Origin of the sequence: Citrobacter koseri ATCC BAA-895 (assembly GCF_000018045.1) — a bacterium.
Classification (GTDB): domain Bacteria; phylum Pseudomonadota; class Gammaproteobacteria; order Enterobacterales; family Enterobacteriaceae; genus Citrobacter_B; species Citrobacter_B koseri.
In genome coordinates, this window is the sequence record NC_009792.1 from 2,344,880 (window position 1) to 2,370,746 (window position 25,867).

Consider the following 25,867-nt stretch of genomic DNA (forward strand, 5'->3'; position numbering starts at 1 on the left):
ACACAACATACGCAAAAAACTGGCAACAAAATATATCATCAGGACGCTCAATACTATGTTCGGTAATAATGTATTCACGCAAGTGAAACGCTCAGAAAATAAAAAGATGGCGGTTATCACGCAATTTCTGAAAGAGAATGATTTAAGCGTAGATACCACCGTCGAAGTTTTTATTACCGTTACGCGCGATGATCGTCTTATTGCCTGCGGCGGTATTGCCGGAAATATCATTAAATGCGTTGCTATCTGCCAATCCGTGCGCGGCGAAGGGCTGGCGCTGACGCTGGCTACAGAGTTAATCAACCTCGCCTACGAAAGGCACTGTACGCACCTCTTCATCTACACCAAAACAGAATACGAAGCGCTCTTTAAACAGTGTGGCTTCTCAACGCTGGCTGATGTGCCTGGCGTGATGGTGCTCATGGAAAACAGCAATACGCGCCTGAAACGCTACGCTGAATCCTTAACGAAACTGCGTCATGACGGGAAAAAAATCGGCTGTATCGTCATGAACGCCAACCCCTTCACAAACGGGCATCGCTATCTGATCCAGCAGGCCGCCGCACAGTGCGACTGGCTGCATCTGTTCCTGGTAAAAGAGGATACGTCGCGTTTTCCGTACGAGGACAGGTTTGATCTGGTGATCAAAGGAACAACGGATATTCCACGCCTGACCGTGCATCGCGGTTCCGAGTACATCATCTCGCGTGCGACCTTTCCGTGCTACTTCATCAAAGAACAAAGCGTCATTAACCACTGTTACACCGAAATCGACCTGAAGATTTTCCGCCAGTACCTGGCGCCAGCATTGGGTGTAACACACCGTTTTGTCGGCACGGAACCGTTTTGCACCGTCACCTCCCAGTACAACCACGATATGCGCTACTGGCTGGAGACGCCAACGCTTCCCGCCCCACCCATCGAGCTGGTGGAAATTGAGCGGCTGTGTTTCCAGGAGATGCCGATTTCCGCCTCCTGGGTGCGCAAGCTGCTGGTTAAAAAAGATCTCACGGCTATCGCACCGCTGGTTCCCAACCCCACTCTGCACTATCTGCAAGGCATGGTTGAACGTAACCCGTCCAGCGCGGTAGTCCGCCAAAAGACCCCCGCATTAGAAACAGGTGAAAAATGAAAATAGACCAGGCTGCCGTCGCTGGCACACTTGAGTCCGGTGATGTGATGATTCGCATTGCTCCACTCGACACGCAGGATATTGACCTGCAAATCAACAGCAGCGTTGAAAAACAGTTTGGTGACGCCATTCGCGCCACCATTCTGGATGTGCTTGCCCGTTATAACGTCCGCGGCGTGCAACTAAATGTTGACGACAAAGGCGCGCTGGACTGCATTTTGCGCGCGCGGCTGGAAGCGTTACTGGCTCGCGCCAGCGGCATCCCCGCTCTGCCGTGGGAGGATCGCCAATGATTTCCGCTTCTCTGCAACAACGTAAATCCCGCACCCGCCGCAGCATGCTGTTCGTCCCCGGCGCAAATGCCGCGATGGTCAGCAACTCGTTTATCTACCCGGCCGATGCGCTGATGTTCGACCTGGAAGATTCCGTCGCACTACGTGAAAAAGATACCGCTCGCCGTCTGGTATATCACGCCCTGCAACACCCGCTGTACCGTGATGTGGAAACCATTGTCCGCGTTAATGCGCTGGATTCCGAATGGGGCATTAACGACCTTGAAGCGGTGGTTCGCGGCGGCGCTGACGTTGTCCGTTTGCCGAAAACCGACACCGCTCAGGATGTTACCGACATCGAGAAAGAGATCCTGCGCATTGAGCAAACCTGCGGTCGTGAACCCGGCAGCACCGGGCTGCTGGCCGCAATCGAGTCGCCGCTGGGCATTACCCGCGCCGTTGAAATCGCCCACGCCTCCGAACGTCTCATCGGGATCGCGCTGGGGGCGGAAGACTATGTGCGCAATCTGCGTACCGAACGTTCCCCGGAAGGCACCGAGCTGCTGTTTGCCCGTTGCTCCATTTTACAGGCGGCACGCTCCGCAGGCATTCAGGCGTTCGATACCGTCTATTCCGATGCCAATAACGAAGCGGGCTTCCTGCACGAAGCGTCACACATCAAACAGCTGGGTTTTGACGGCAAGTCCCTCATCAACCCACGCCAGATTGAACTGCTGCACAACCTGTATGCCCCGACGCTTAAAGAAGTCGCCCATGCGCGTCTGGTCGTGGAAGCCGCAGAAGCCGCCGCCCGTGAAGGCCGCGGCGTCGTCTCCCTGAACGGCAAAATGGTAGACAGCCCGGTGATTGAACGCGCCCGTCTGGTGCTCTCCCGTGCAGAACTTTCCGGCATTCGCGAAGAATAAGGCAAAAAAATGACGCAGAAAATCGAACAACTTCAACGACAAGAACGGGTAGCGGCCTGGAGTCGCCATGCCGAAAGCGAATTTTCCGCTTTTCAGAGCACTTCAAAACTAAATTTACAGGCGCAAAAACCGCGCGATAAAAAACTGTGCGCCACGCTTGAAGAAGCCATCCGCCGTTCTGGTTTACAGGATGGAATGACCATCTCTTTCCACCACGCTTTCCGTGGCGGCGACCTGACGATCAACCTGGTGATGGACACCATCGCCAGCATGGGCTTTAAAAACCTGACGCTGGCCTCCAGTTCGCTGAGTGATTGCCACGCGCCACTGGTCGGGCATATTCGCCAGGGCGTCGTGAGCCGAATTTACACGTCTGGTCTGCGTGGCCCCCTGGCGGAAGAGATCTCCCGCGGATTGCTGGATGAGCCCGTACAAATCCACTCCCACGGCGGTCGCGTCCATCTGGTGCAAAGCGGTGAGCTCAATATCGATGTGGCCTTCCTCGGCGTGCCGTCTTGCGATCCGTTTGGCAACGCCAACGGCTACACCGGTAAAGCCTGCTGCGGTTCGCTGGGCTATGCGAAAGTGGATGCCGAAAACGCCCGCCAGGTTGTTCTGCTGACGGAAGCGCTGCTGCCGTATCCGCATAATCCAGCCAGTATCGCCCAGGACCAGGTGGATCTCATCGTGCAGATCGAACGGGTAGGCGACGCCGACAAAATTGGCGCAGATGCGACCCGTATGACCACCAACCCGCGTGAACTGTTAATTGCCCGCAGCGCGGCAGACGTGATTGCCAACTCAGGCTATTTCCAGGAAGGCTTCTCTCTGCAAACCGGAACCGGCGGCGCCTCTCTGGCGGTAACCCGTTTTCTGGAAGACAAAATGCGCAGCCGCGATATTCACGCGGATTTCGCGCTGGGCGGCATTACCGCCACGATTGTCGACCTGCATGAAAAAGGGCTGATCCGCAAATTGCTGGACGTACAGAGCTTCGACCGTAACGCCGCAGAATCGCTGGCCCGCAACCCGAATCACATCGAAATCAGCGCCAACCAGTACGCCAACTGGGGCTCAAAAGGCGCATCGGTCGATCGTCTGGATGTCGTGGTACTGAGCGCCCTAGAGGTGGATACCCAGTTCAACGTGAACGTGCTGACCGGTTCCGATGGCGTACTGCGCGGCGCTTCAGGCGGTCACTGCGATACCGCCGTTGCCGCCGCGCTGTCGATCATCGTCGCACCGCTGGTTCGCGGCCGCATCCCGACGCTGGTCGATAACGTGCTCACCTGCGTAACGCCTGGCTCCAGCGTCGACATTCTGGTGACCGACCACGGCATCGCCGTCAACCCGGCGCGCCCGGAACTGGCGGAACGCCTGAAAGAAGCGGGAATGAAAGTGGTCTCCATTGAATGGCTGCGTGAACGTGCGCAGTTGCTCACCGGTCAACCTCGCGCCATTGAATATACCGATCGCGTCATCGCCGTAGTGCGTTACCGCGACGGTTCGGTCATTGACGTTGTTCATCAGGTGAAGGAATAAGCCATGCACCTGCTCCCTGAACAGGCCACTCGCCATGCGGTTTCCATTCCCGAGCTGCTCGTCAGCCGTGATGAGAGACAAGCGCGGCAACACGCCTGGCTGACGCGCCATCTCACTCCACTGGTCTCCTTTACCGTGGTGGCGCCCGGCCCGATTAAAGACAGCGAGCTTACTCGCCGAATCTTCAATCACGGCGTAACCGCCCTGCTCGCCGTGGCGAAAAAAGCAGGTTGGTCTGTCAGGGAACAGGCTGCACTGGCCTCAGCCAGTGGGCCGGAAGGGTTCCTCGCCATTGAGGCGCCGGCCCGCGATCTCAAGCTCGCCACGATCGAGCTTGAGCATCAGCATCCGCTGGGACGTTTATGGGATATCGATGTGCTGACGCCGGAAGGCGACATTCTGTCCCGCCGTCATTTTTCGCTTCCTGCCCGCCGCTGCCTGTTGTGCGAGCAAAGCGCCGCTGAATGCGCCCGGGGGAAAACCCACGCGCTTTCCGACTTACTTATTCGCATGGAGGCGCTGCTGCATGATGCCGATTCCAGCCACATCAACTGACTCCGCCGCCATTCCTCAGACGCTGCTTGACGCGTACGCCCTGCTGGCGTGGCGCGCCATGCTGACTGAGGTGAATTTATCTCCCAAGCCGGGTCTGGTCGATCGCATTAACTGCGGCGCGCACAAAGACATGGCGCTGGAAGATTTCCATCGCAGCGCGCTGGCCATTCAGGGCTGGCTGCCGCGTTTTATCGAATATGGCGCGAGCTGCGCGCAGCTGCCGTCAGACGATGTACTGAAAGGGCTACGTCCATTAGGTATGGCCTGCGAAGCCGACATGTTTCGCGCCACTGCCGGCGTTAACACGCATAAAGGCAGCATATTTTCCCTGGGACTGCTGTGCGCCGCCATAGGACGCCTGCACCAGCAGCATTCCCCGATCACACCTGCAAACATCTGCTCGACCGCCGCAACATTTTGCCGGGGTCTGACCGAGCGTGAACTGCGACAGAACAATCAACAACTCACCGCAGGTCAACGCTTGTACCAACAACTGGGGTTAACTGGCGCGCGCGGCGAAGCCGAAGCGGGTTACCCGTTAGTGATCCGCCATGCTTTACCACACTACCGCGCATTGCTGGCGCAGGGGCGCGACCCCGAGCTGGCGCTGCTCGACACCCTGCTGCTGCTGATCTCAATGAACGGCGACACCAACGTCGCATCACGCGGCGGCGCGGAAGGTCTGTGCTGGATACAACAGCAGGCGACAACATTATTACGGCAAGGAGGCATTCGTTCTCCTGCCGATCTTGAACATCTCCACCGGTTCGATCAGCAGTGCATTGCACGCAACCTCAGTCCTGGCGGCAGCGCCGACTTACTGATCGTCACCTGGTTTTTAGCACAAATTTCGCAAGTTAATCATTTACATAATTATTGAAAGATCCTTTTCGGAGAATCACTTATGTCTTTATCTAAAGATAATATATGGAAGTTATTGGCCCCATTAGTCGTTATGGGCATCATGTTTTTGATCCCCGTCCCGGACGGCATGCCCCCTCAGGCATGGCACTACTTCGCCGTTTTCGTGGCGATGATCGTCGGGATGATACTGGAGCCGATTCCGGCCACCGCGATCAGTTTTATCGCGGTGACCATTTGCGTTATCGGCAGCAACTATCTGTTATTTGATGCCTCAGAGCTGGCCGACCCGGCCTTTAATGCGGGCAAGCAGGCGCTGAAATGGGGTCTGGCGGGCTTCTCCAGCACCACCGTCTGGCTGGTGTTCGGCGCATTCATTTTCGCGCTGGGCTATGAAGTCACCGGTCTGGGCCGCCGTATTGCGCTCTTCCTGGTGAAATTCATGGGTAAACGCACCCTGACGCTGGGTTATGCCATTGTCATCATCGATATTCTGCTGGCGCCGTTTACGCCGTCCAACACCGCGCGTACCGGTGGTACGGTATTCCCGGTAATCAAGAACCTGCCGCCGCTGTTTAAGTCGTTTCCAAACGATCCTTCCGCGCGCCGCATTGGCGGTTATTTGATGTGGATGATGGTCATCAGTACCAGCCTCAGTTCTTCCATGTTCGTGACCGGCGCGGCGCCTAACGTTCTGGGTCTGGAATTCGTCAGCAAAATTGCTGGTATTCAGATCAGCTGGTTGCAGTGGTTCCTGGGCTTCTTACCGGTAGGGATCATTCTGCTGATCGTCGCACCGTGGCTCTCTTACGTACTCTACAAACCCGAAGTGACCCACAGCGCCGAAGTTGCGGCATGGGCTGGTGAAGAGTTAAAAACGATGGGCACGCTGACCCGCAAAGAGATGACGCTGATCGGTCTGGTGTTGCTCAGCCTCGGACTGTGGGTATTTGGCGGTGAAGTGATTGATGCCACCGCTGTCGGTCTGCTGGCGGTATCCCTGATGCTGGCGCTGCACGTTGTGCCGTGGAAAGACATCACGCGTTATAACAGTGCGTGGAACACCCTTGTTAACCTCGCGACGCTGGTTGTCATGGCCAACGGTTTAACCCGTTCGGGCTTTATCGACTGGTTTGCTACCACAATGAGCGCCCATCTGGAAGGCTTCTCACCTAACGCAACGGTGATTGTGCTGGTACTGGTGTTCTACTTTGCTCACTACCTGTTCGCCAGCCTGTCCGCACATACCGCAACCATGCTGCCGGTCATTCTGGCGATAGGTAAAGGTATTCCAGGCGTTCCGATGGAGCAACTTTGTATTCTGCTGGTGCTGTCCATCGGTATCATGGGCTGCCTGACGCCGTATGCAACAGGGCCGGGGGTCATCATCTACGGTTGCGGCTATGTAAAATCCAAAGATTACTGGCGTCTCGGCGCGATCTTTGGGGTCATCTACATCACCATGCTGCTGGTGGTTGGCTGGCCGATTCTGGCGCTGTGGAACTAAACATCGGCACATAATGCCGGATGACGGCTAACGCGTTATCCCTCTCATGCCAGTCAGATAAACCTGACTGGCTTTTTTTATGGTTAAATAGGTGATATTCAATATTTGTATGAGTTTCAGCATCCATCATGAAATCAACATGGCGTTATGGTTCTCTCCTGGCGGTATTCCTGCTTCCCCTCTTCAACGTTAACGCTGAGCCACTTCAGGCAAAACAGTACGCTGATTTTGACCGCTATGTGCTGGCGCTCTCCTGGCAAACTGGTTTTTGTCAAAGTCAGCATGAGCGCGATCATCGGGAACCCGAAGAGTGCCGTCAGCAGAAAGAGATTCCCAACAAAGCTGATTTTCTGACTGTCCACGGTCTGTGGCCAGGTCTGCCGGGATCGGTTGCCGCGCGTGGCGTGGACGAGCGCCGCTGGATGCGGTTTGGCTGCGCGACTCGTCCGATCCCCAATCTGCCGGAAGCGCGCGCCAGCCGTAAATGCGCCGCGCCTGAAACCGGCCTTTCACTGGAGAGCGCGGCAAAACTCAGCGCGGTCATGCCCGGAGCCGGTGGAAAATCCTGCCTGGAACGTTATGAATACGCCAAACACGGTGCCTGCTTTGGATTTGATCCAGACGTTTATTTCGGCACAATGGTACGGCTGAACCATGAGATAAAACACAGCGCGCTGGGCGATTTTCTGGCCGCAAATTACGGGAAAAGGGTCAGCCGCGCCGCGTTTGACGCCGCCGTCGCCCAAAGCTGGGGGAAAGAAAACGTGAAGGCGGTAAAACTGAGCTGCCACGGGAACCCGGCCTATCTGACGGAAATACAGTTCTCGCTCAACGCCGCCAGGATTAACGATCCGCTTTCCGCTTCCTCGTTTATATCGCAACCCCATCCGGGCAATTGCGGGAAGCGGTTTGTGATTGACAAAGCGGGTTACTGAGGCGGCATACAAACTTGAGAACCATCACGGCTTGCGACTAAAATTTACGCAAAGACAACTGTATTGAGGATTTCCCCGAATGTGAGCTAAATCACTTCAAAGAAGGGGGAAGTCTCAGTATTATCATGAAAGCTAAACCCTCGCCGCCTGACGGTGAGGGTTTTCTTTTGGGATTATTTACCTGCGGCACTCGCAGCATCGACGACATGGAGTAACAAATGTCCAGACCAACTATTATCATCAACGACCTCGACGCCGAACGCATCGACCGCCTGTTGGAGCAGCCTGCGTTTGCTGGTTTACCCATTGCTGACGCATTAAATGCGGAGCTGGATCGCGCCCAGATGTGCTCGCCGGAAGCCATGCCGCACGACGTCGTCACCATGAACAGTCGGGTGAAATTCCGCAATCTCAGCGATGGCGAGATTCGCGTGCGCACGCTGGTGTATCCGGCGAATATGACCGACAGTAATACGCAGCTTTCCGTAATGGCGCCGGTGGGCGCGGCATTGCTGGGCCTGCGCGTCGGCGATACCATTCACTGGGACCTGCCTGGCGGGGCGTCCACTCACCTTGAAGTGCTGGAACTTGAATATCAGCCTGAAGCAGCGGGCGACTACCTGCGCTAAACCATCTGGATAAGCGTTCACCCGTTTACACAGAGGATGCTCCCTGCATCCTCTTTCCGAAAATCACCCATTCCTCCTGGTTCACCCCCGTTCCCCGTCATCCAGAATTAATCCGTTTCATTGCCGCGAGTACGGTCATGAATGAGGCTCTTTTCATCACGCTGGCATTTCTTATTATGATGGCGATTATCGTCGTGGCCGTGCTTTACCTTGAGCGACACTGGTAGCTTCTGGTCATAAGCATCAATCAGTCGTAAAGAAACGTTGTGATATGAAAAGTGCCGGGCAGATACCAGAAAGAAATATTATTATATGTTTGAATGAATTCAGTATTAGTTAACAGGGAGAAACGGGTATGTATAAGACAATCATTATGCCGGTTGATGTTTTCGAAATGGAACTTAGCGACAAGGCCGTGCGCCATGCAGAGTTTCTGGCGCAACAGGATGGCGTCATTCATCTGTTGCATGTTCTTCCGGGCTCCGCCAGCCTGAGTCTGCACCGCTTTGCCGCCGACGTTCGTCGTTTTGAGGAGCATTTGCAGCACGAAGCGGAGACTCGCCTGCAAACGATGGTGAGTCATTTCAGTATCGACCCTTCCCGGATTAAGCAGCACGTCCGCTTTGGTAACGTGCGGGATGTGGTGAACGAACTGGGCGAAGAGCTGAATGCGGACGTCGTGGTCATTGGCTCCCGCAATCCGTCTATCACCACGCATTTGCTGGGTTCTAACGCCTCCAGCGTTGTCCGCCATGCTACGTTGCCGGTGCTGGTTGTGCGGTAAATCGCACGGTTGTTGCGTAAAAAAAGAGGCTGCCATTGGCAGCCTCTTGCATTGCAGGTGTAGTCTTACTTTCTTTTTATGCCGTCTTACTGCGGATCAGATAATCAAATGCGCTCAGAGAGGCTTTCGCGCCTTCGCCCGTCGCGATGATGATCTGTTTGTAAGGAACCGTGGTGCAGTCGCCTGCGGCGAATACGCCCTTCACGCTGGTTTCGCACCGGCCATCAATGATGATTTCGCCCATACGGTTACGCTCAATCGCGCCTTCCAGCCAGTTGGTGTTTGGCAGCAAGCCAATCTGTACGAAGATCCCGGACAGCGCAACGTTGTGGATGTCGCCGCTTACGCGATCGCGATATTCCAGCCCCGTCACTTTACTGCCGTCGCCTTTCACTTCCGTTGTCTGCGCGTTCAGAATAATGTCGACGTTTTTCAGGCTACGCACTTTATCTTGCAGAACCTGGTCGGCTTTCATTTCTGGCGCAAATTCCAGCAGCGTAACGTGCTCAACGATCCCCGCGAGGTCAATCGCCGCTTCCACGCCGGAGTTCCCCCCGCCGATTACCGCAACGCGTTTGCCTTTAAACAGCGGGCCGTCGCAGTGCGGGCAATAGGTTACGCCTTTCGTGCGGTACTGATCTTCGCCCGGCACGTTCATGTTGCGCCATTTGGCACCGGTGGCAATGATAATGCTGCGGGCTTTCAGCACCGCGCCGGAAGCGGTCTCAATCTGATGCAGGCCCCCTTCCGTTGCCGCCGGAAGCAGTTTGCTCGCGCTCTGGCTGTCGATCACGTCAACATCGTAATCATCAACGTGCGCTTTCAGCGCGCCAGCCAGCTTCTGCCCTTCCGTTTTTGGCACGGAAATATAGTTCTCGATATCAACGGTATCCAGCACCTGACCGCCAAAACGCTCGCCCATCAGACCGGTACGAATGCCTTTACGTGCGGAGTAAACTGCCGCTGCCGCCCCCGCCGGGCCGGAACCGACAATCAGTACGTCGTAAGCGTCACGCTTATTCAGCTCTTCCGCCGCCCGTTTTTCTGCGCCGGTATCCACTTTGGCGACGATTTCCGTCAGCGTCATACGTCCCTGACCGAATTCGTTACCGTTCAGGTACACAGCCGGAACGCCCATCACATTACGATCGGTGATTTCATTCTGGAATGTGCCGCCGTCAATCGCGGTATGTTTGATACGCGGGTTCAGCACCGCCATCAGGTTCAGCGCCTGTACGACGTCAGGGCAGTTGTGGCAGGAGAGCGAGTAATAAGTTTCAAACTCGAAATCGCCGTCGATATCGCGGATCTGCTCCAGCAGAGACTGCGCCTCTTTCGACGGATGGCCGCCAGTCCACAACAGCGCCAGCACCAGCGAGGTAAATTCATGCCCCAGCGGAGAACCCGCAAAGCGCGGCCCCTGGTCAGAACCCGGGTTTGCTATCAAGAAAGAAGGCTTGCGCACCGGCAGGCTGTTATCTTCTTTAAATGTGACTTTCTCTGACAGTTCAGCGATTTCAGCCAGCAATTCCTTGATTTCTGCCGATTTAGCGCTGTCGTCCAGCGTGGCAATCAGCTCAACAGGCCTGGTCAGTTTCTCAAGATACGCTTTGAGCTGAGTTTTCATGTTAGTGTCGAGCATTATTCTTCCCTCTCTAAAAACATCATCATGCAAGTTGCCTTATACCGGCAGCCTGAATGCGACTTGCATGATGGTGCTGGAAAAAACGGGTGCGACGCACCCGCTTAAGGATTAATTCGCCAGTATTTCGTGTTACAGGAAGGCGGCAAGCTTATGAATCCCCGGGAGCTTACATCAGTAAGTGACCGGGGTGAGAAAGCGCAGCCAACGCACCTGTAGCGCGAAAGGCGCAGCGAATTTTAGATTTTGCCGACCAGGTCCAGGGATGGAGCCAGAGTCGCTTCGCCTTCTTTCCATTTAGCCGGGCAAACTTCACCTGGGTGAGCAGCAACATACTGAGCCGCTTTGATTTTACGCAGCAGGTCAGATGCGTCACGGCCGATACCTTCAGCGGTAACTTCGATAGCCTGGATGATACCCTGCGGGTCAACAACAAAAGTCGCACGGTCAGCCAGACCTTCGTCTTCACGCATGTTGTCGAAGTTACGGGTCAGGGCGCCAGTCGGGTCACCGATCATCGCATATTTGATTTTTGCGATGGTTTCAGAGCTGCTGTGCCATGCTTTGTGAGTAAAGTGGGTGTCGGTAGAAACAGAGTAAACGTCTACGCCCAGTTTCTGCAATTCATCGTAATGATCTGCTACGTCGCCCAGTTCGGTCGGGCATACGAAAGTGAAGTCAGCCGGGTAGAAGAAGAAGACGCTCCAGCGGCCTTCGGTATCTTTCTCGGTTACTTCGATGAATTCACCGTTTTTGAACGCCTGGTTTTTGAAAGGTTTAATTTTGGTATTAATCAAGGACATCTATACTTCCTCCGTGTTTTCGTTGAGATGTAAAGTAACCAACTTTCCGTGATTGGGCTAATGCGTTTGCATTATCAAATCAATCAGCGATACCTAACAACTCACACAAGACAACGTTGTGAACGTTTAGCGACAAAAAGTAAAAAGGCCCCCTTTACAGGCGGCCCCATTACCTGAACTACCCGTAGGTAACTTCAGCGCCAGTGAAACTGGCTATGTGTTGCGCTCTACATTACCTTAACAAAGGCTGTAACAGCGAAAGGATTACATCACCCTACCAAAGAAAGGGCAATCTTCCGATGGCAGACCTTACCTATGACTGTGATAGGTTTTGCCGTCAATGTTCCTTTTGCACTGATTTTTAAGGAAATATAATGATAAAACGAACATTGCTGCTGACGCTGTTCCCGCTCATCGCCTTTGCTGAAGAACTGCCTGCCCCGGTTAAAGCGATAGAAAAACAGGGAATTACGATCCTGAAGTCTTTTGACGCCCCCGGCGGAATGAAAGGCTATCTGGGCAAATACCAGGATATGGGCGTGACCATCTACCTCACGCCTGACGGGAAACACGCGATTTCCGGCTACATGTACGACGAAAAAGGCGCAAACCTCAGTAATGCGCTGATAGAAAAAGAGATCTACGCCCCGGTCGGCAGAGAAATGTGGCAGCGGATGGAAAAAGCGTCGTGGATTCTGGACGGCAAAAAAGAGGCGCCGGTGATTCTTTATGTCTTTGCGGACCCTTTCTGCCCTTACTGCAAACAGTTCTGGCAGCAGGCGCGCCCCTGGGTCGAATCCGGCAAAGTACAATTGCGGACGCTACTGGTGGGCGTGATCAAACCCGAAAGCCCGGCAACGGCTGCCGCTATCTTATCCACCCGCGATCCGGCAAAAACCTGGCATGACTATGAAGCGTCAGGCGGTAAACTCAATCTGGCGATCCCTTCACCGCTGCCAGAAGATAAGATGAAAATGCTGAATATTCATCAGAAACTCATGGACGATCTGGGGGCGAATGCAACGCCAGCCATTTACTATATGAATAAAGAAAATATGTTACAGCAGGTCGTCGGGTTACCGGAAAAAGCGCAGCTGGACATTATGATGGGTGAACATTAAACCTAAATTAAAGGGGGGGGGATTGTCATTGTTTTTCTGTCAATCTCCTTTTCCATTATAAATCGCTCGCAAAGATATTCTGAGCTATGCTATTTTAGTATTATTGAAAGAGAATTTAAGCTTAGCAAACATCACTATTGTAAAGCATTGGATGTGTTGCATAACTATAGCAAATATAGTTATGACAATAGTCACAAAACAGGAAGAAAAAAACATGGCTAATCTCTACGATCTCAAAAAATTCGATCTTAACTTACTGATTATTTTTGAGTGTATCTACCAGAATTTAAGCATTAGTAAAGCGGCGGAAACGCTGTACATCACCCCGTCTGCCGTGAGTCAATCTCTGCAACGATTACGAACTCAATTCAACGATCCTTTATTTATTCGTTCAGGAAAAGGCATCACGCCAACCGTCACCGGTATAAATCTGCATCATCATCTTGAGGAAAACCTCAATAGTCTGGAACAAACAATTAATATTATGCATAGTTCCAGCCTTAAGAAAAAATTTATCATTTACAGCCCTCAGCTACTTACTGCAATGAACGTAATAAAGCTGATTAATTTTATTATGGAAGATTCTTCCGTTGAAATTGAGCATCATGATATCCTGATGTCTGCGGAATCAGCAGAAGACCTGCTGGCATACCGCAAGGCGGACATGGTGATCACCACCACGCCGCTGAACAACCATTCGGTTGTCTGTACGCCTTTTAAAACAATCAAAAGCGTACTGGTGTGTCGTGCCGATCACCCCAGAATCAGTGACGCCAGTACATTAGCGCAAGTACTCGAAGAACCGTTTACCTCATACCAGGGAGAGGAGCCAGGCGTTAAAGAATACCAGTCGCTGGTCAACTCCCTTCTTGCCAGCCGGAAAATTGGGTTTCGCAGTGACTCGATGGTTGCAATCATTAATACTATTGCTGAAACCAACATAATTGGCATCGTTCCTGAAGTCATATATGACTTCTTTCACTCCACCCTTAAACTGCAACGGGTTAATATTGATCAGGATTTACCTTCAGTTCAGTTATACCTGGTATATAATCGAACGTCACTGAATAACAAAGGTTTTACGAGTATCATTAACAAAATGACGGAAAATAGCTGAAACGAAAACATATGGGGCCATCGCCGACACAAGCATTCAAAATTAAAATAATTAATATAAAATTAATTTAAGTTTTGGATGCTTTTTTAAACCTTGCACATTCTGTTGATTATATCATATAATATATAATTATTTTTCTGTATTCTACACATAGCCATTTTCCGTTCAGGTATGAACTCATTATGTCTGTTTATAAAATCCCACTTGACCAAAATGTTTTGGAAGCTGCGGAAGAGCGCATTACATGGACACTCACCACCTTACCGCGTATTTGCGTGTCATTTTCCGGGGGGAAAGACTCAGGGTTGATGCTGCACCTTACCGCCGGAATCGCGCGTAAGTTAAAGAAGAAGATCTGCGTATTATTTATTGACTGGGAAGTGCAATTCTCCTGCACAATTGACTATGTTCAGTCATTACGCGAACAATATTCCGATGTCATTGAACATTTTTACTGGGTTGCTCTGCCGCTCACCACACAAAATTCGCTGTCGCAATACCAACCCGAATGGCAATGCTGGGACCCGAATGCCGAATGGGTGCGTCAACCGCCTGCCGACGCCATTACCGATCCGGCTTACTTTCCTTTTTATCAGCCAGGCATGACCTTCGAACAATTTGTTCGCGACTTTGCCGAGTGGTTTTCAGAAAAGCGTCCTGCGGCGATGCTGATCGGCATCCGCGCTGACGAATCTTACAATCGGTTTGTCGCTATCGCCTCCCTGAGCAAACAGCGTTTTGCGGACGACAAACCCTGGACGACCGCCGCTCAGGGCGGGCACACCTGGTATATTTACCCGATGTATGACTGGAAAACGGCAGACATCTGGACATGGTTCGCAAAAACGAAGCAGCCTTGCAACCCGCTTTATAACCTGATGTACCAGGCCAACGTGCCGCTCCGGTATATGCGCATCTGCGAACCTTTCGGCCCGGAGCAACGTCAGGGATTGTGGCTCTATCATGTCATTGAACCCGAACGCTGGGCAGCAATGTGCGCCAGGGTAAGCGGCGTGCGCAGCGGAGGGATATATGCAGGCCAGGATAACCATTTTTACGGCCATCGAAAAATACTGAAACCCGAGCACCATAGCTGGCAAAGCTACGCCATGCTGCTGTTGGACAGCATGCCGGAACAGAGCGCCGAGCATTACCGCAACAAAATCGCGGTCTACCTGCAATGGTATAAAAAGAAAGGAATGGAGAACATTCCACAAACGCAGGAAGGCGATATCGGCTCCAAAGATATCCCCTCATGGCGACGTATCTGCAAGGTGCTATTGAACAATGATTACTGGTGTCGGGCGCTCTCATTCAGCCCGACAAAGCCTAAACACTACCAGCGCTACAATGAACGCATGAAAGCAAAGCGCAAAGAATGGGGGATTTTATGCAACAGCGACTCACCCAACAAATAACCGACTTTCTCTCCACGCTGAACGAAGAAGAGAGAATTGCGGCAATCAACGAATTCAGGATGGCGATCCACCGCGTCAGCCCCTTTCGTGATCAGCCGGTAGACTGCGTGCAATGGGTAAAAAACGAACAAATCGAACCTAATGATTACAACCCAAACAATGTGGCGCCCCCGGAGAAAAGGCTCCTGCTAAAGTCTATTGAGGTAGATGGCTTCACGCAGCCTATTGTCGTTGCAGAAACGGCGGCAGAAAAATATGAAATCGTGGATGGCTTTCACCGTCACGAACTCGGTAAAGGGAAATCCACATTACGCTCAAAGTTAAAAGGCTATCTTCCCGTCACCTGTCTGGAACGCAATCGCCATGAACGAATTGCGGCGACCATTCGTCACAACCGCGCCCGTGGTCGTCATCAGATTCACGCGATGTCGGAAATTGTGCGAGAACTCTCCCTGTTGGGCTGGGACGAGACGCGAATCGGAAAAGAGCTGGGCATGGATAAAGATGAAGTCCTGCGTCTGAAACAAATCAACGGCCTACAGGAACTCTTTGCCGACCGTCGATTCTCCAAAGCCTGGACCGTAAAGTAATTACAATTTACACAAGCGTTCTGCGGCCGCCAGCAGCGTGGATTCCTGCTTGGCAAAACATAAACGGATGAGTTTATGTGGGAAAGGATCGGCGCAAAATACCGACAGCGGAATCGCCGCAACGCCGATTTCCCGGGTCAGCCACTGGCAGAAATCCACGTCATTGAGGTCTGATACCGCGCTGTAATCCACCAGCAGAAAATAGGTGCCTTCGCAGGGCAGGATTTCCAGACGACTGTCACGCAGAGCATTAACCAGAACGTCACGCTTCTTCCGGTAAAATGCGGGTAAATCGCGATAATGTTCCGGTTCAGCACGCAGCATATCGGCCAGCGCCAGTTGCGCCGGTGTGTTGACGCAGAACGTCAGATACTGATGCACTTTACGCAATTCCGCGCTGATCGCCGCTGGCGCTACGCAGTACCCCACCTTCCAGCCAGTCATATGAAAGGTTTTACCGAATGACGAGACCGCGACAGCACGCTCACGTAGCTGCGGATGCGCCAGTACGCTGGCATGGCCTTCTGGCGCAAAGCAGATATGCTCATACACTTCATCGCTTAATACATAGATTTCGCGATCGCCAATCGCCTGCCACAGCGCTTCAAAGTCGGCTTTGCGCCAGACGGTCGCGCTCGGGTTATGCGGCGTATTGAGGATCACCAGCCGGGTACGTTCGCTCAGTAACGCAGCAAATGCCTGCCAGTCAACGCGAAACTGCGGCGGCTGAAGCGCCAGACGTTTCAGCACGCCGCCAGACAGTTCAACGGCTGGCGCGTAGCTGTCATAGCTGGGATCGAAGCAGATCACCTCATCTCCCGCACGAACCAACGCGGTGATGGCGGCATACAACGCTTCCGTTGCCCCCGCCGTTACCGTCACCTCGCTCCCGGCATCAGCCTTATAGCCGTATAACGCCGCCGTTTTTTCCGCAATGGCTTCGCGTAATGCAGGCACGCCGGTCATCGGCGCATATTGATTCGCCCCTTGTGCAACATGCCAGGCCAGACGTTCCTGTAGATAGCGCGGGCCATCGAAGTCAGGAAATCCCTGCGACAGGTTAATCGCCTGATGCTCCTGCGCCAGGGCGCTCATTTGTGTAAAGATTGTGGTGCCTAAATTAGGCAGTTTGCTTTGCGGAATCAGTGGGTTATTACTCATAGTTATCATACCCGAGGGTGATGTCGATGTTGAAACCACTATAACACGATGTTAGCATTTGGCAATCAAGACGCTTAGACGTCTAAATAAAAACAACTCCCGGACAGCGCAGCCACAAGGACAACACACCATGAGTAACACTGACATCCGCGTCGTTACCGGCCCGGCTAACTACTTTTCCCATACCGGCAGCCTCTCCCGACTGAAGGATTTTTTCAGCGCCGGGCAACTCTCCGCCGCAGTATGGGTGTATGGCGAACGTGCGATTGCCGCCGCCCGCCCTTACCTGCCGGATACGTTTGATCTTCCGGGAGCCAGACACCTGCCGTTTACCGGCCATTGCAGCGAAAGCGATGTGAAACAACTGGCCGCGAAAGCAGGCGACGACCGCCGCGTAGTGATCGGTATCGGCGGCGGTACGCTGCTTGATACCGCCAAAGCCCTTGCCCGTCGGCTACAACTCCCCTTCGTGGCGATCCCGACTATCGCGGCCACCTGCGCGGCCTGGACACCGCTGTCGGTCTGGTACAACGATGCTGGTCAGGCGCTGCACTTTGAAATTTTTGACGACGCCAATTATCTGGTGCTGGTAGAGCCGGAAATCATTCTCCGCGCGCCAGAGGCCTATCTGCTGGCCGGCATCGGCGACACGCTGGCAAAATGGTACGAAGCCGTTGTGTTAGCGCCACAGCCAGAAACCTTACCGCTTACCGTGCGTCTGGGCATTAACGGCGCGCTGGCGATCCGTGATGTGCTACTGGAGAGCAGCGAACAGGCGCTGGCGGACAAAGAGCGTGGAGAACTCACCCAGGCATTTCGCGATGTGGTGGATGCGATTATTGCCGGGGGCGGCATGGTCGGCGGTCTTGGCGAGCGTTATACCCGTGTGGCGGCGGCACACGCCGTCCATAATGGGCTCACCGTATTGCCGCAAACCGAGAAGTTTCTGCACGGCACCAAAGTGGCTTATGGCATTCTGGTGCAAAGCGCATTGCTGGGTCAGGATGAGGTACTGGCGCAGCTTATCGCTGCTTATCAGCGCTTTAGTCTGCCCACCACACTGGCGGCGCTGGATGTCGATATCCAGAACCAGGCGGAGATTGATAACGTGATTGCCCACACCCTGCGCCCGGTTGAATCCATCCACTTTCTGCCGGTGACGTTAACGCCAGCCACATTACGCGCCGCGTTTGAAAAGGTAGAGTCGTTTACGGTTTAGCGGCGGCTTGCCGGATGGCGGCTGCGCCTTATCCGGCCTGTAAAATACCCCGTAGGCCCGGTAAGCGTAGCGCCACCGGGCAACACAAAACATCAGCAGCAACGTGCGCCGCCTTTCCCGCCATAACGCGCATCCTGCCGCTCACGAAAAAATTCTTCGTAAGTCATTGGCGTCTGATCCGGGTGCGTCACGCGCATATGCTCAACGTAGTTGTCATAGTCCGGCACGCCAATCATCAGTTTTGCCGCCTGACCCAGATATTTCCCGGCCTTAGAAAGCGTATCAAACATCGTTACCACCTGTGACGCAAATGCCCTCTCCCGTTAAGAAGAGGGCCGCTTATTTAAAAATTAGTGCGCGCCTTTCGCCTGCGCCACAATCTCTTCAACGTTTTCCGGCATGGCTTCATACGGCGTTTCTTTCGCCGTCGGTTTGTCCTCTTTCAGCGCTGCCAGCGCAGTTTTGATTGAGAACAGGGCCAGAACCACCACCACAACCATGAAGAAGATGGTCAGACCGGCATCCAGACGGTTGTTGAACACCAGCTGCGCCAGCTGAGACTGCGTGTACTGCGCAGGAATATCGCCACTGTCGATCATCGCCTGGAATTTATTGGCGATCGCCAGGAAACCAATTTTGGTATCCGGGCTAAACGCTTTCTGCCAGCCTGCGGTCAGCGTACAAATCAGCAGCCAGGCGGTAGGCACCAGCGCCACCCATGCGTAACGCTGACGTTTCATCTTGAACAGTACAACCGCGCAGAGCATCAGCGCCATACCCGCCAGCATCTGGTTCGCGATACCAAACAGCGGCCACAGGGTGTTGATCCCTCCTAACGGGTCCACCACGCCCTGGTGCAGGAAGTATCCCCACGCCAGCACGCACAGCGCCGTCGCTAACAGGTTCGCAGGCAGTGAATCCGTACGTTTCAGACCCGGAGAGACCACGCCCAGCAGATCCTGCAACATAAAGCGCGCCGCACGCGTACCGGCATCAACCGCCGTCAGAATGAACAGGGCTTCAAACAGAATCGCGAAGTGATACCAGAACGCCACATCCATCATACCGCCCAGCGCGCCGTGCAGGATGTAAGCCATCCCCACCGCCAGCGTTGGCGCGCCACCGGCACGAGAAATAATGGATTGTTCGCCCACTTCGTTGGCAATCTGATGCAGCGTATCAGGCGTAATCGCAAAGCCCCAGCTACTGACCACCTGCGCAGCAGAAGCAACCACATCAGCGGTTCCGGCTGGCGCCAGTACGGCCATTGGGCTGTTCATGGCGAAGTAAACGCCCGGATCGATGATACATGCGGAAACCAGCGCCATAATCGCCACGAAGGATTCCATCAACATCCCGCCGTAGCCGATAAAGCAGGCCTGCCCTTCGTTCGCCAGCATCTTCGGCGTGGTGCCGGAAGAGATCAGCGCATGGAAGCCAGACACCGCGCCACAGGCAATGGTGATGAACAAGAACGGGAACAGGTTACCGGTCCACACCGGGCCGGTGCCATCTACAAATTTGGTCAGCGCAGGCATCGTCAGCGTCGGACGCATAATCAGAATGCCGACGGCCAGACCGACAATCGTACCAATTTTCAGGAAGGTTGAGAGGTAATCACGCGGCGCCAGCAGCAGCCATACCGGCAGAACCGCCGCCACAAAGCCGTAGCCCACCAGCATCCAGGTTAACTGTACGCCGGTAAAGTCAAAATACGGCGCCCAGGTTGGACTTTCCGCCACCCAGCCACCGGAGATGATGGCAAAGACAAGGAACACCAGACCAATAACAGACACCTCGCCAATACGTCCCGGACGCAGGTAACGCAGGTAGACACCCATAAAAATGGCCAACGGAATGGTGAACGCAACGGTGTACGTCCCCCACGGGCTGTGGGTCAGGGCTTTCACGACGATCATCGCCAGTACCGCAAGGATAATCACCATGATCATGAAACAGGCCACCAGCGCGATCACGCCAGCCGTTGGGCCCATCTCTTCTTTAACCAGTTCACCCAGCGAACGACCATCACGACGGGTAGAAACGAACAGCACCATAAAGTCCTGCACCGCGCCTGCCAGCACAACCCCGGCAAGCAGCCAGATCATACCGGGCAGATACCCCATCTGCGCCGCCAGCACCGGCCCAACCAACGGCCCTGCCCCGGCAATCGCCGCAAAATGGTGACCGAACAGCACTTTCTTATCGGTAGGTACGTAGTCCAGACCATCGTTATGACGCACCGCAGGCGTCATGCGCGTCGGGTCAACCGCCAGCACATTTTTGGCGATATACAGACCATAAAAACGGTAGGCAATGAGGTAGACACAAACTGACGCCACGACGATCCATAGCGCGTTGATCTGTTCCCCACGGTTTAACGCAATATATCCCAGGGCAAATGCTCCCATAACGGAGAGCAATGTCCAGACGAGGTATTTCCCTGATTTGTTCATAGTTGTTGTCCGTTTGCGTGTTGTGTTCCAGAGAGATGTTACATTTTGTTTCTATAACACCTCTGCTGGTTTTAACAACCTGACAACGCTATAAAACTGATTATTTACATTGCATTGTTAACTGGATCACTTCATTGGCCGGTCAACGCTGCAACATCATTGCATTTTGTTGGGCCTAGCCCATCACCGCCGTCCCCAGGCGGCAGGTACAGCAACGTCGTCCCTGTTCGTCAAAAATCACAATTTCCCAGCTCTGGCTTTGCCGCCCCAGATGCAGCGGCTGGCAAACGCCGCGCACCTTCCCCTGCGACACGGCGCGATGATGCGTGGCATTCAGCTCGGTTCCCACCACGCACTGGCCGTCACGGGTCATCAGATACCCGGCCATTGACCCCAGGGTCTCCGCCAGCGCCGCCGAAGCGCCGCCGTGTAACAGGCCGAAAGGCTGATGCGTTCGCGCATCGACGGGCATTTCCGCCTCCAGCACGTCATCGCCCAGACGGGTATAGACGATCGCCAGATGCGCCACCATCGTGTTCAGACTGGTGGCGTTCAGCTCATCAAGCGTTAAATGGCGTTTCCAGATCATCGTTACGCTCCCAGGGTTGAGCCGCCGTCAACCACAATGTCCTGTAGCGTAATGTGGCTGGCCAGATCGGACGCGAGGAATAAAATGGTATTCGCGATTTCCTGCGGACGCGCGATTTTTCCCAGCGGAATGCCAAGCTTAAACTGCTCGCCAAAGCCACGAATACGCTGTTGTTCCGCATCATCGCTCACCCACAGCGTGCGCTGCATATCGGTATCGGTAGATCCCGGAGAGACAACGTTACAGCGAACGCCGCTGCCCGCCAGCTCCAGCCCAACGGTCAGCGCCAGGCTTTTCAGCGCCGCTTTGGACGCGCCATAGGCGCTCATGCCAATGCGCGGCGTGTGCGCCGCATCAGACGCGACGGTAACAATCGCCCCGCCCTGCTGCTGACGAAATTGCGCCATCGTCTGCTGGAAGAGGTTAAACGCGCCGCCGACGTTGACGGCGAACGTCTGCTGCCAGTCCTCGGCGCTTAGCGCATCGGTCGCCCCCATCCGTAAAATCCCGGCGGCATTCACCAGCACATCCAGCCGTTCGGTTTGCGCCAGCACGCGCTGGCAAACCTGCGCGACCTGCGCGGCGTCTGCGACATCCAGCACTTCGGTCGCAAAGGGATACGCATCCTGCGTGAACTCGCGATCGAATCCCGTCACCTGCGCGCCAGCCGCAACAAACGCCAACGCCGTGGTATAACCAATCCCTTTTCCCGCGCCGGTCACCCAGACGGTTTTGCCGTTAAAATCCAATCCGGCCATCACTTCACCTCACGGGAAAGCAGCGTCCACCAGGCATCGATTGTCGGGTTTTTCGCCAGCATCACGAAGTCGATATCGCCATGCACTTTACGCCAGCGAGCCGCCAGCGCCATCATACGTACAGAGTCCAGCCCATAATCAATCAGGTTTTCATCATCCAGCGGCTCGTCGGATTCATCCAGCAGCGGCAGGATCAGCGCCCGCAGCTCCGCTTTGCTCGCCGGAACCGGCGTCGGCAGCAGTTCCTGCGTCATCACCACGCGACCGGAGCGACCGGCAACATAGTTAAGCGACATCACATGTTCTTCACGGCTGAAATCGGCCAGCGCATCCGCCACCATAAACGGCTTGATATCGCGCATGAAAGCGTCGGTCGCCGTGGTCATACAGCCAATGTGCGCATACACACCCGTGATAATCAGCTGATTACGCCCGGTTTCTTTTAACATCTGCTCCAGCGGCGAACGGTGAAACGCGCTGTAACGCCATTTCACCAGCACGGTGTCCGCCTCGTCCGGTGCCAGCGCATCGACAATCTTTTGCTGCTCGGGAGAACGCGTCAGGCCCGGCCCCCACATATCGTTCAACAGGGCGCGATCTTCATCGCTCTGATCTTTCGGCTGAGCGGTATAATAGACCGGAATGTTGTGCTCTTTGCAGTACTGACGCAGGGCGGCGATATTCGCGATCACCTGTTTCATCATTGGGCAGTTGTCGCCCCAGAAGCTGACAAAATAATCCTGCATATCGTGGATCAACAGCGCTGCGCGTTCAGGTTCAAAGGCCCAGTTCACTTTATTGGGCGGAATATCGAGCGCGCCAGGCAGCGCGTACGCCTGCAATTTCGGAATTGCCATCTCTCTTTCTCCTTCAGGTCAGTGAACGTGACGCCAGCCACTGACGTAATTGTTTTTTATCGACTTTACCGACCGGGGTCAGAGGCAACGCCTCGACGCACTCCACGCGATCCGGCAATTTGAATTCGGCGACCCCCTGCTCACGCAGGAAGCGGCGTATCTGTACCGCGCGCAGCGGCTCTTTCACCACCAGCCAGGCGCAGCTTTTTTCCCCCATCAGCTCATCTTCCATGCTGACCAGCGCGGCATGGATTACGGCCGGGTGGCGCAGTAACAGGTTTTCAATCTCTTCAGCGGCGATCTTCTCCCCGCCGCGATTGATCTGATCTTTTTCACGTCCCTGCACGGTGATATAGCCATCTGGATCAATGGAGATCAGATCGCCGGAGCAGTAAAAGCCGTTGGCATCAAACGCGCTGGCGTTATGCTCCGGGCTTTTAAAATAGCCGCGAAACGTGTACGGCCCGCGCGTCATCAGGCGTCCCGTTTCCCCCTGCGGCAGCGGATTGCCGTCAGCGTCAGCCACCCAGACCTCATCGTCCGGGCACATCGGGCAACCCTGAGTATTGATGATGCGCTCCGGGCTGTCGTCCAGACGGGTGTAATTCACCAGTCCTTCCGCCATGCCGAATACCTGCTGCAACTGACAGCCGATTTCCGCCGGAATACGCGCGGCAAGCGTCGCTGAAAGCCGCGCGCCGCCTACCTGCAACAGTTTCAACGAGGCCAGTTGCGCGTTGCTGCCCCACTCCTGAATCGCCTGTAACCACAGGCTCACCGCAGGCGGCACCAGCGCCGTTGAATTAATCTGATGCTTTTCAATTAACGGGAAACAGAGCGTAGCGCTCGGGTCAGCCGCCAGCACCACCGTTCCCTGGGCCAGAAAGACACCCAGCGATCCCGGCGAACTCATGGCGTAGTTATGCGCAGCCGGAATCGCGCATAAGAAACGCGTGGCTTCGGTAAAGTGGCAAATTTCATTGCTGCGGCGCACGCTGTAGTAATAATCATTATGGGTGCGCGGGATCAGCTTCGGCGTTCCGGTTGTACCGCCGGAAAGCTGGAAATAAGCCACCTCATCGGCAGGTGATGGCGTGGCGGTAAAATCAACCGCAGGCTGGTCAATCGCCGTTTGCAGGTTGTGTTCACCCGTATCGTTGAGCAACAGCACCACACGCACGGAATTGTGTTCGGCAATAAACGTATTGAGGAAATCGTCCCCGGTGAACAGCGCGTGCTGGCGGTCAGCAATCACCAGCGCCGGTTCAATTTGCTTCGCGTAAGCGTTAAGTTCCGTCCGTTGATGGCTGAACAGCGCCAGAACCGGTGCGACGCCAAGCTTCAGCAGGGCGAAGAAAGTGATATACAACTCCGCCACATTGCCCAGTTGCACCAGCGCGGTTTCGCCGGGTTTGATCCCCTGACGACGCAGGCTACAGGCCAGATTATCCGCCGCCTGGTTCAGTTCGCGATAGCTCAGGTGTCGATCGCCATCAATCACCGCCGTTTTATCGCCGTCTGCGTGGCGGGTTAAAATATCGGTCAGCGGCAGATCCTGCCAGTACCCTTTTTCACGATAGCGGCGGGCAAACTCCTCCGGCCAACGGGTGAAAGGAATGGTCATCATCGCTCCTTAATGCAGTCCAAAAACGTTCAACATGGTAGAAAGCTTCACGCCGGTCTCGCGCCACTCCGCGACCGGAGACGAAGCAGGCACAATCCCGGCGCCCGCGAACAGGCGAACCTGGTTTTGTCGCAGCTTCGCGCAACGAATCGTCACGACCCACTCGCCATTTCCTTCGGCGTCACACCAGCCGACGATGCCGCCGAACAGTTCACGATCGAACGGCTCCAGTTCAGCAATTAATTTTTTCGCCACCTGATGCGGGAAACCACTCAACGCAGGCGTCGGATGCAGCAGACACGCCAGCGTCAGGGCATTTTCTTCCGCATTCGCCTTACCTTCGAACGGCGTACCGAGATGCCATAACGTCGGGGTGGTGATTAATTGTGGAGATGCGGGCAGCTGTAATTCACTGCTGCGGTCGCGCAGCACCGTCTTCATGGCCTGAGTGACCAGCTCATGTTCGTGTCTGTCTTTTTCAGAAGCCAGCAGTCGGTTGCCCGCTTCACGATCCAGCACATCATCAGGCTGGCGACGCGCCGACCCGGCCAACGGCAGCGAACTAAAGAGATCGCCCTCTTTACGCAGCAGCAATTCCGGGCTGGCGCCAAGCAGCACGCCGCCATCCTCCAGAGGCACATGGAAGTTGTAACTCACCGGATTCTGCGCCACCAGCCGCTCCAGCAGCGCGCCGCTGTCAATGGTGGCATCGGTCGTAATATCAATCAGGCGTGACAGAACCACTTTGTCGACTTCAGGCGTCGCCGTCAGCGCTGCCGCGCGCGCCACCATCGCTTCAAACGTTTCCTGTTCAGGGATACTTTTACGATCAACAACATTCAGTGCCTGATGCCCGGTAAAGTAACGCGAGGATTGTTGCTTTGCCGGTCGGGAGAAGGTCTGCCAGGACTCAGGAATGAACAGCGAGGATGGCTGGCGGGTATCGAAGGGGATAGCGCCGACCATAACAGGATTTGCGATACCCTGTGCTCTGGCGTCGGCAAAGGCTTGCTGTAATTTTTGTTGGAAGGGGCTGTCTAACGAATCCCCGTCAACCGCTGGTTCAGCGAAACGGGCGAAGCATCCTGACGTCGTAAAGCTGCGATACGGCGACATAAAGAAAAAGCGATCGGGGGTGAGCGTTGCCATTTTCTGCTGAACTTCCTCGGCCAGTGACGTATCCATATCATCCTCCAAAAATGATAAAGGCTTTAATAATGATTATCATTTATATTTTCGGGCGCTAACCTAAAAGTAAACAGACAGCATGTCAACTCTTGGGGTAGCACAATGTGCGACTTAGACTTGCATCCCTTCCCGCTAACAATGAAAATGAGAAGCATTAACTCCATTAATAACAGGACGCTGA

General features: G+C 54.5%; 26 protein-coding genes. 16 read left to right on the plus strand and 10 right to left on the minus strand.

The window, feature by feature from the left end; all coding sequences use genetic code 11:
* The first annotated feature begins 55 nt into the window (after positions 1-55).
* From citC to uspG, 11 genes are all read left to right on the plus strand, one after another.
* Positions 56-1,132, plus strand: a complete 1,077-nt coding sequence (gene citC / locus CKO_RS10770) for a [citrate (pro-3S)-lyase] ligase (protein ID WP_012133369.1) — start codon at positions 56-58, stop codon at positions 1,130-1,132.
* Positions 1,129-1,425, plus strand: a complete 297-nt coding sequence (gene citD, locus CKO_RS10775) for a citrate lyase acyl carrier protein (protein WP_012133370.1) — start codon at positions 1,129-1,131, stop codon at positions 1,423-1,425. Before citC ends, citD begins: the two co-directional genes overlap by 4 nt.
* Positions 1,422-2,330, plus strand: a complete 909-nt coding sequence (locus CKO_RS10780) for an aldolase/citrate lyase family protein (protein WP_024130551.1) — start codon at positions 1,422-1,424, stop codon at positions 2,328-2,330. The genes citD and CKO_RS10780 overlap by 4 nt, the downstream gene beginning before the upstream one ends.
* 9 nt (positions 2,331-2,339) lie before the next feature.
* On the plus strand, positions 2,340-3,872 hold the full coding sequence (gene citF / locus CKO_RS10785; protein WP_012133372.1) for a citrate lyase subunit alpha: 1,533 nt from the start codon (positions 2,340-2,342) through the stop codon (positions 3,870-3,872).
* Positions 3,873-3,875: 3 nt separating this feature from the next.
* The gene (gene citX, locus CKO_RS10790) at positions 3,876-4,427 is read left to right on the plus strand and encodes a citrate lyase holo-[acyl-carrier protein] synthase (RefSeq protein ID WP_012133373.1); all 552 of its coding nucleotides are present in this window, start codon (positions 3,876-3,878) and stop codon (positions 4,425-4,427) included.
* A complete protein-coding gene (citG, locus tag CKO_RS10795; protein ID WP_012133374.1) occupies positions 4,399-5,307 on the plus strand; it encodes a triphosphoribosyl-dephospho-CoA synthase CitG in 909 nt (302 codons plus the stop codon). Before citX ends, citG begins: the two co-directional genes overlap by 29 nt.
* Before the next feature lie 24 nt (positions 5,308-5,331).
* Positions 5,332-6,795 carry a citrate/succinate antiporter CitT gene (gene citT, locus CKO_RS10800; protein ID WP_012133375.1) on the plus strand — a complete coding sequence of 488 codons (1,464 nt, stop codon included), beginning with the start codon at positions 5,332-5,334 and terminating at the stop codon, positions 6,793-6,795.
* Positions 6,796-6,923: 128 nt separating this feature from the next.
* Complete coding sequence (gene rna, locus CKO_RS10805) at positions 6,924-7,730, plus strand: ribonuclease I (RefSeq protein ID WP_012133376.1); 807 nt, start codon at positions 6,924-6,926, stop codon at positions 7,728-7,730.
* A gap of 218 nt (positions 7,731-7,948) precedes the next feature.
* Positions 7,949-8,359, plus strand: coding sequence for a nucleoside diphosphate kinase regulator (gene rnk, locus CKO_RS10810; protein ID WP_012133377.1), 411 nt, complete (start codon positions 7,949-7,951; stop codon positions 8,357-8,359).
* Between the two features lie 137 nt (positions 8,360-8,496).
* A complete protein-coding gene (yldA, locus tag CKO_RS23695; protein WP_275148965.1) occupies positions 8,497-8,586 on the plus strand; it encodes a small membrane protein YldA in 90 nt (29 codons plus the stop codon).
* Between the two features lie 128 nt (positions 8,587-8,714).
* Positions 8,715-9,143: a universal stress protein UspG gene (gene uspG, locus CKO_RS10815; protein WP_024130553.1), complete on the plus strand. Its 429-nt coding sequence runs from the start codon at positions 8,715-8,717 to the stop codon at positions 9,141-9,143.
* Positions 9,144-9,219: 76 nt separating this feature from the next.
* On the opposite strand, the gene ahpF is transcribed toward uspG, so the two are convergent.
* Together ahpF and ahpC are read right to left on the minus strand one after the other, a co-directional pair.
* Positions 9,220-10,785, minus strand: a complete 1,566-nt coding sequence (ahpF, locus tag CKO_RS10820; protein ID WP_012133379.1) for an alkyl hydroperoxide reductase subunit F — start codon at positions 10,783-10,785, stop codon at positions 9,220-9,222.
* Between the two features lie 239 nt (positions 10,786-11,024).
* Positions 11,025-11,588: an alkyl hydroperoxide reductase subunit C gene (gene ahpC / locus CKO_RS10830; RefSeq protein ID WP_012133381.1), complete on the minus strand. Its 564-nt coding sequence runs from the start codon at positions 11,586-11,588 to the stop codon at positions 11,025-11,027.
* Positions 11,589-11,962: 374 nt separating this feature from the next.
* On the opposite strand from ahpC, the gene dsbG reads away from it, so the two are divergent.
* The 4 genes from dsbG to CKO_RS10850 all read left to right on the plus strand — a co-directional run bounded on the left by dsbG (position 11,963) and on the right by CKO_RS10850 (position 15,834).
* Positions 11,963-12,709, plus strand: a complete 747-nt coding sequence (gene dsbG, locus CKO_RS10835; protein WP_012133383.1) for a thiol:disulfide interchange protein DsbG — start codon at positions 11,963-11,965, stop codon at positions 12,707-12,709.
* Between the two features lie 214 nt (positions 12,710-12,923).
* Positions 12,924-13,826, plus strand: coding sequence for a DNA-binding transcriptional repressor CitR (gene citR / locus CKO_RS10840; RefSeq protein WP_024130554.1), 903 nt, complete (start codon positions 12,924-12,926; stop codon positions 13,824-13,826).
* 182 nt (positions 13,827-14,008) lie between these two features.
* Positions 14,009-15,244: a phosphoadenosine phosphosulfate reductase gene (locus CKO_RS10845; RefSeq protein ID WP_012133385.1), complete on the plus strand. Its 1,236-nt coding sequence runs from the start codon at positions 14,009-14,011 to the stop codon at positions 15,242-15,244.
* Entirely contained in the window at positions 15,217-15,834 is a 618-nt protein-coding gene (locus CKO_RS10850) for an IbrB-like domain-containing protein (RefSeq protein WP_012133386.1), read from the plus strand. Before CKO_RS10845 ends, CKO_RS10850 begins: the two co-directional genes overlap by 28 nt.
* On the opposite strand, the gene CKO_RS10855 is transcribed toward CKO_RS10850, so the two are convergent.
* Entirely contained in the window at positions 15,835-16,995 is a 1,161-nt protein-coding gene (locus tag CKO_RS10855; protein WP_024130556.1) for a pyridoxal phosphate-dependent aminotransferase, read from the minus strand.
* A gap of 130 nt (positions 16,996-17,125) precedes the next feature.
* Between CKO_RS10855 and CKO_RS10860 the strand changes: the two genes are divergently transcribed.
* Positions 17,126-18,214 (plus strand): oxidoreductase, encoded by a 1,089-nt coding sequence (locus tag CKO_RS10860; RefSeq protein WP_012133388.1) that lies wholly within the window; start codon positions 17,126-17,128, stop codon positions 18,212-18,214.
* 92 nt (positions 18,215-18,306) lie between these two features.
* Here the strand turns inward: CKO_RS10860 and CKO_RS10865 are convergent, their stop codons facing one another.
* The 7 genes from CKO_RS10865 to entC all read right to left on the minus strand — a co-directional run bounded on the left by CKO_RS10865 (position 18,307) and on the right by entC (position 25,683).
* Positions 18,307-18,504 carry a YbdD/YjiX family protein gene (locus tag CKO_RS10865; protein WP_012133390.1) on the minus strand — a complete coding sequence of 66 codons (198 nt, stop codon included), beginning with the start codon at positions 18,502-18,504 and terminating at the stop codon, positions 18,307-18,309.
* A gap of 60 nt (positions 18,505-18,564) precedes the next feature.
* On the minus strand, positions 18,565-20,670 hold the full coding sequence (cstA, locus tag CKO_RS10870) for a pyruvate/proton symporter CstA (RefSeq protein WP_012133391.1): 2,106 nt from the start codon (positions 20,668-20,670) through the stop codon (positions 18,565-18,567).
* 175 nt (positions 20,671-20,845) lie between these two features.
* Positions 20,846-21,259 carry a proofreading thioesterase EntH gene (gene entH / locus CKO_RS10875; protein WP_012133392.1) on the minus strand — a complete coding sequence of 138 codons (414 nt, stop codon included), beginning with the start codon at positions 21,257-21,259 and terminating at the stop codon, positions 20,846-20,848.
* A 2-nt stretch (positions 21,260-21,261) separates the two neighbouring features.
* Entirely contained in the window at positions 21,262-22,017 is a 756-nt protein-coding gene (gene entA, locus CKO_RS10880) for a 2,3-dihydro-2,3-dihydroxybenzoate dehydrogenase EntA (protein WP_012133393.1), read from the minus strand.
* Positions 22,017-22,874: an isochorismatase gene (locus tag CKO_RS10885; protein ID WP_012133394.1), complete on the minus strand. Its 858-nt coding sequence runs from the start codon at positions 22,872-22,874 to the stop codon at positions 22,017-22,019. The genes entA and CKO_RS10885 overlap by 1 nt, the downstream gene beginning before the upstream one ends.
* A gap of 13 nt (positions 22,875-22,887) precedes the next feature.
* A complete protein-coding gene (gene entE / locus CKO_RS10890; RefSeq protein ID WP_024130558.1) occupies positions 22,888-24,498 on the minus strand; it encodes a (2,3-dihydroxybenzoyl)adenylate synthase EntE in 1,611 nt (536 codons plus the stop codon).
* Positions 24,499-24,507: 9 nt separating this feature from the next.
* Positions 24,508-25,683 (minus strand): isochorismate synthase EntC, encoded by a 1,176-nt coding sequence (gene entC / locus CKO_RS10895; protein WP_012133396.1) that lies wholly within the window; start codon positions 25,681-25,683, stop codon positions 24,508-24,510.
* Positions 25,684-25,867: the final 184 nt, after the last annotated feature.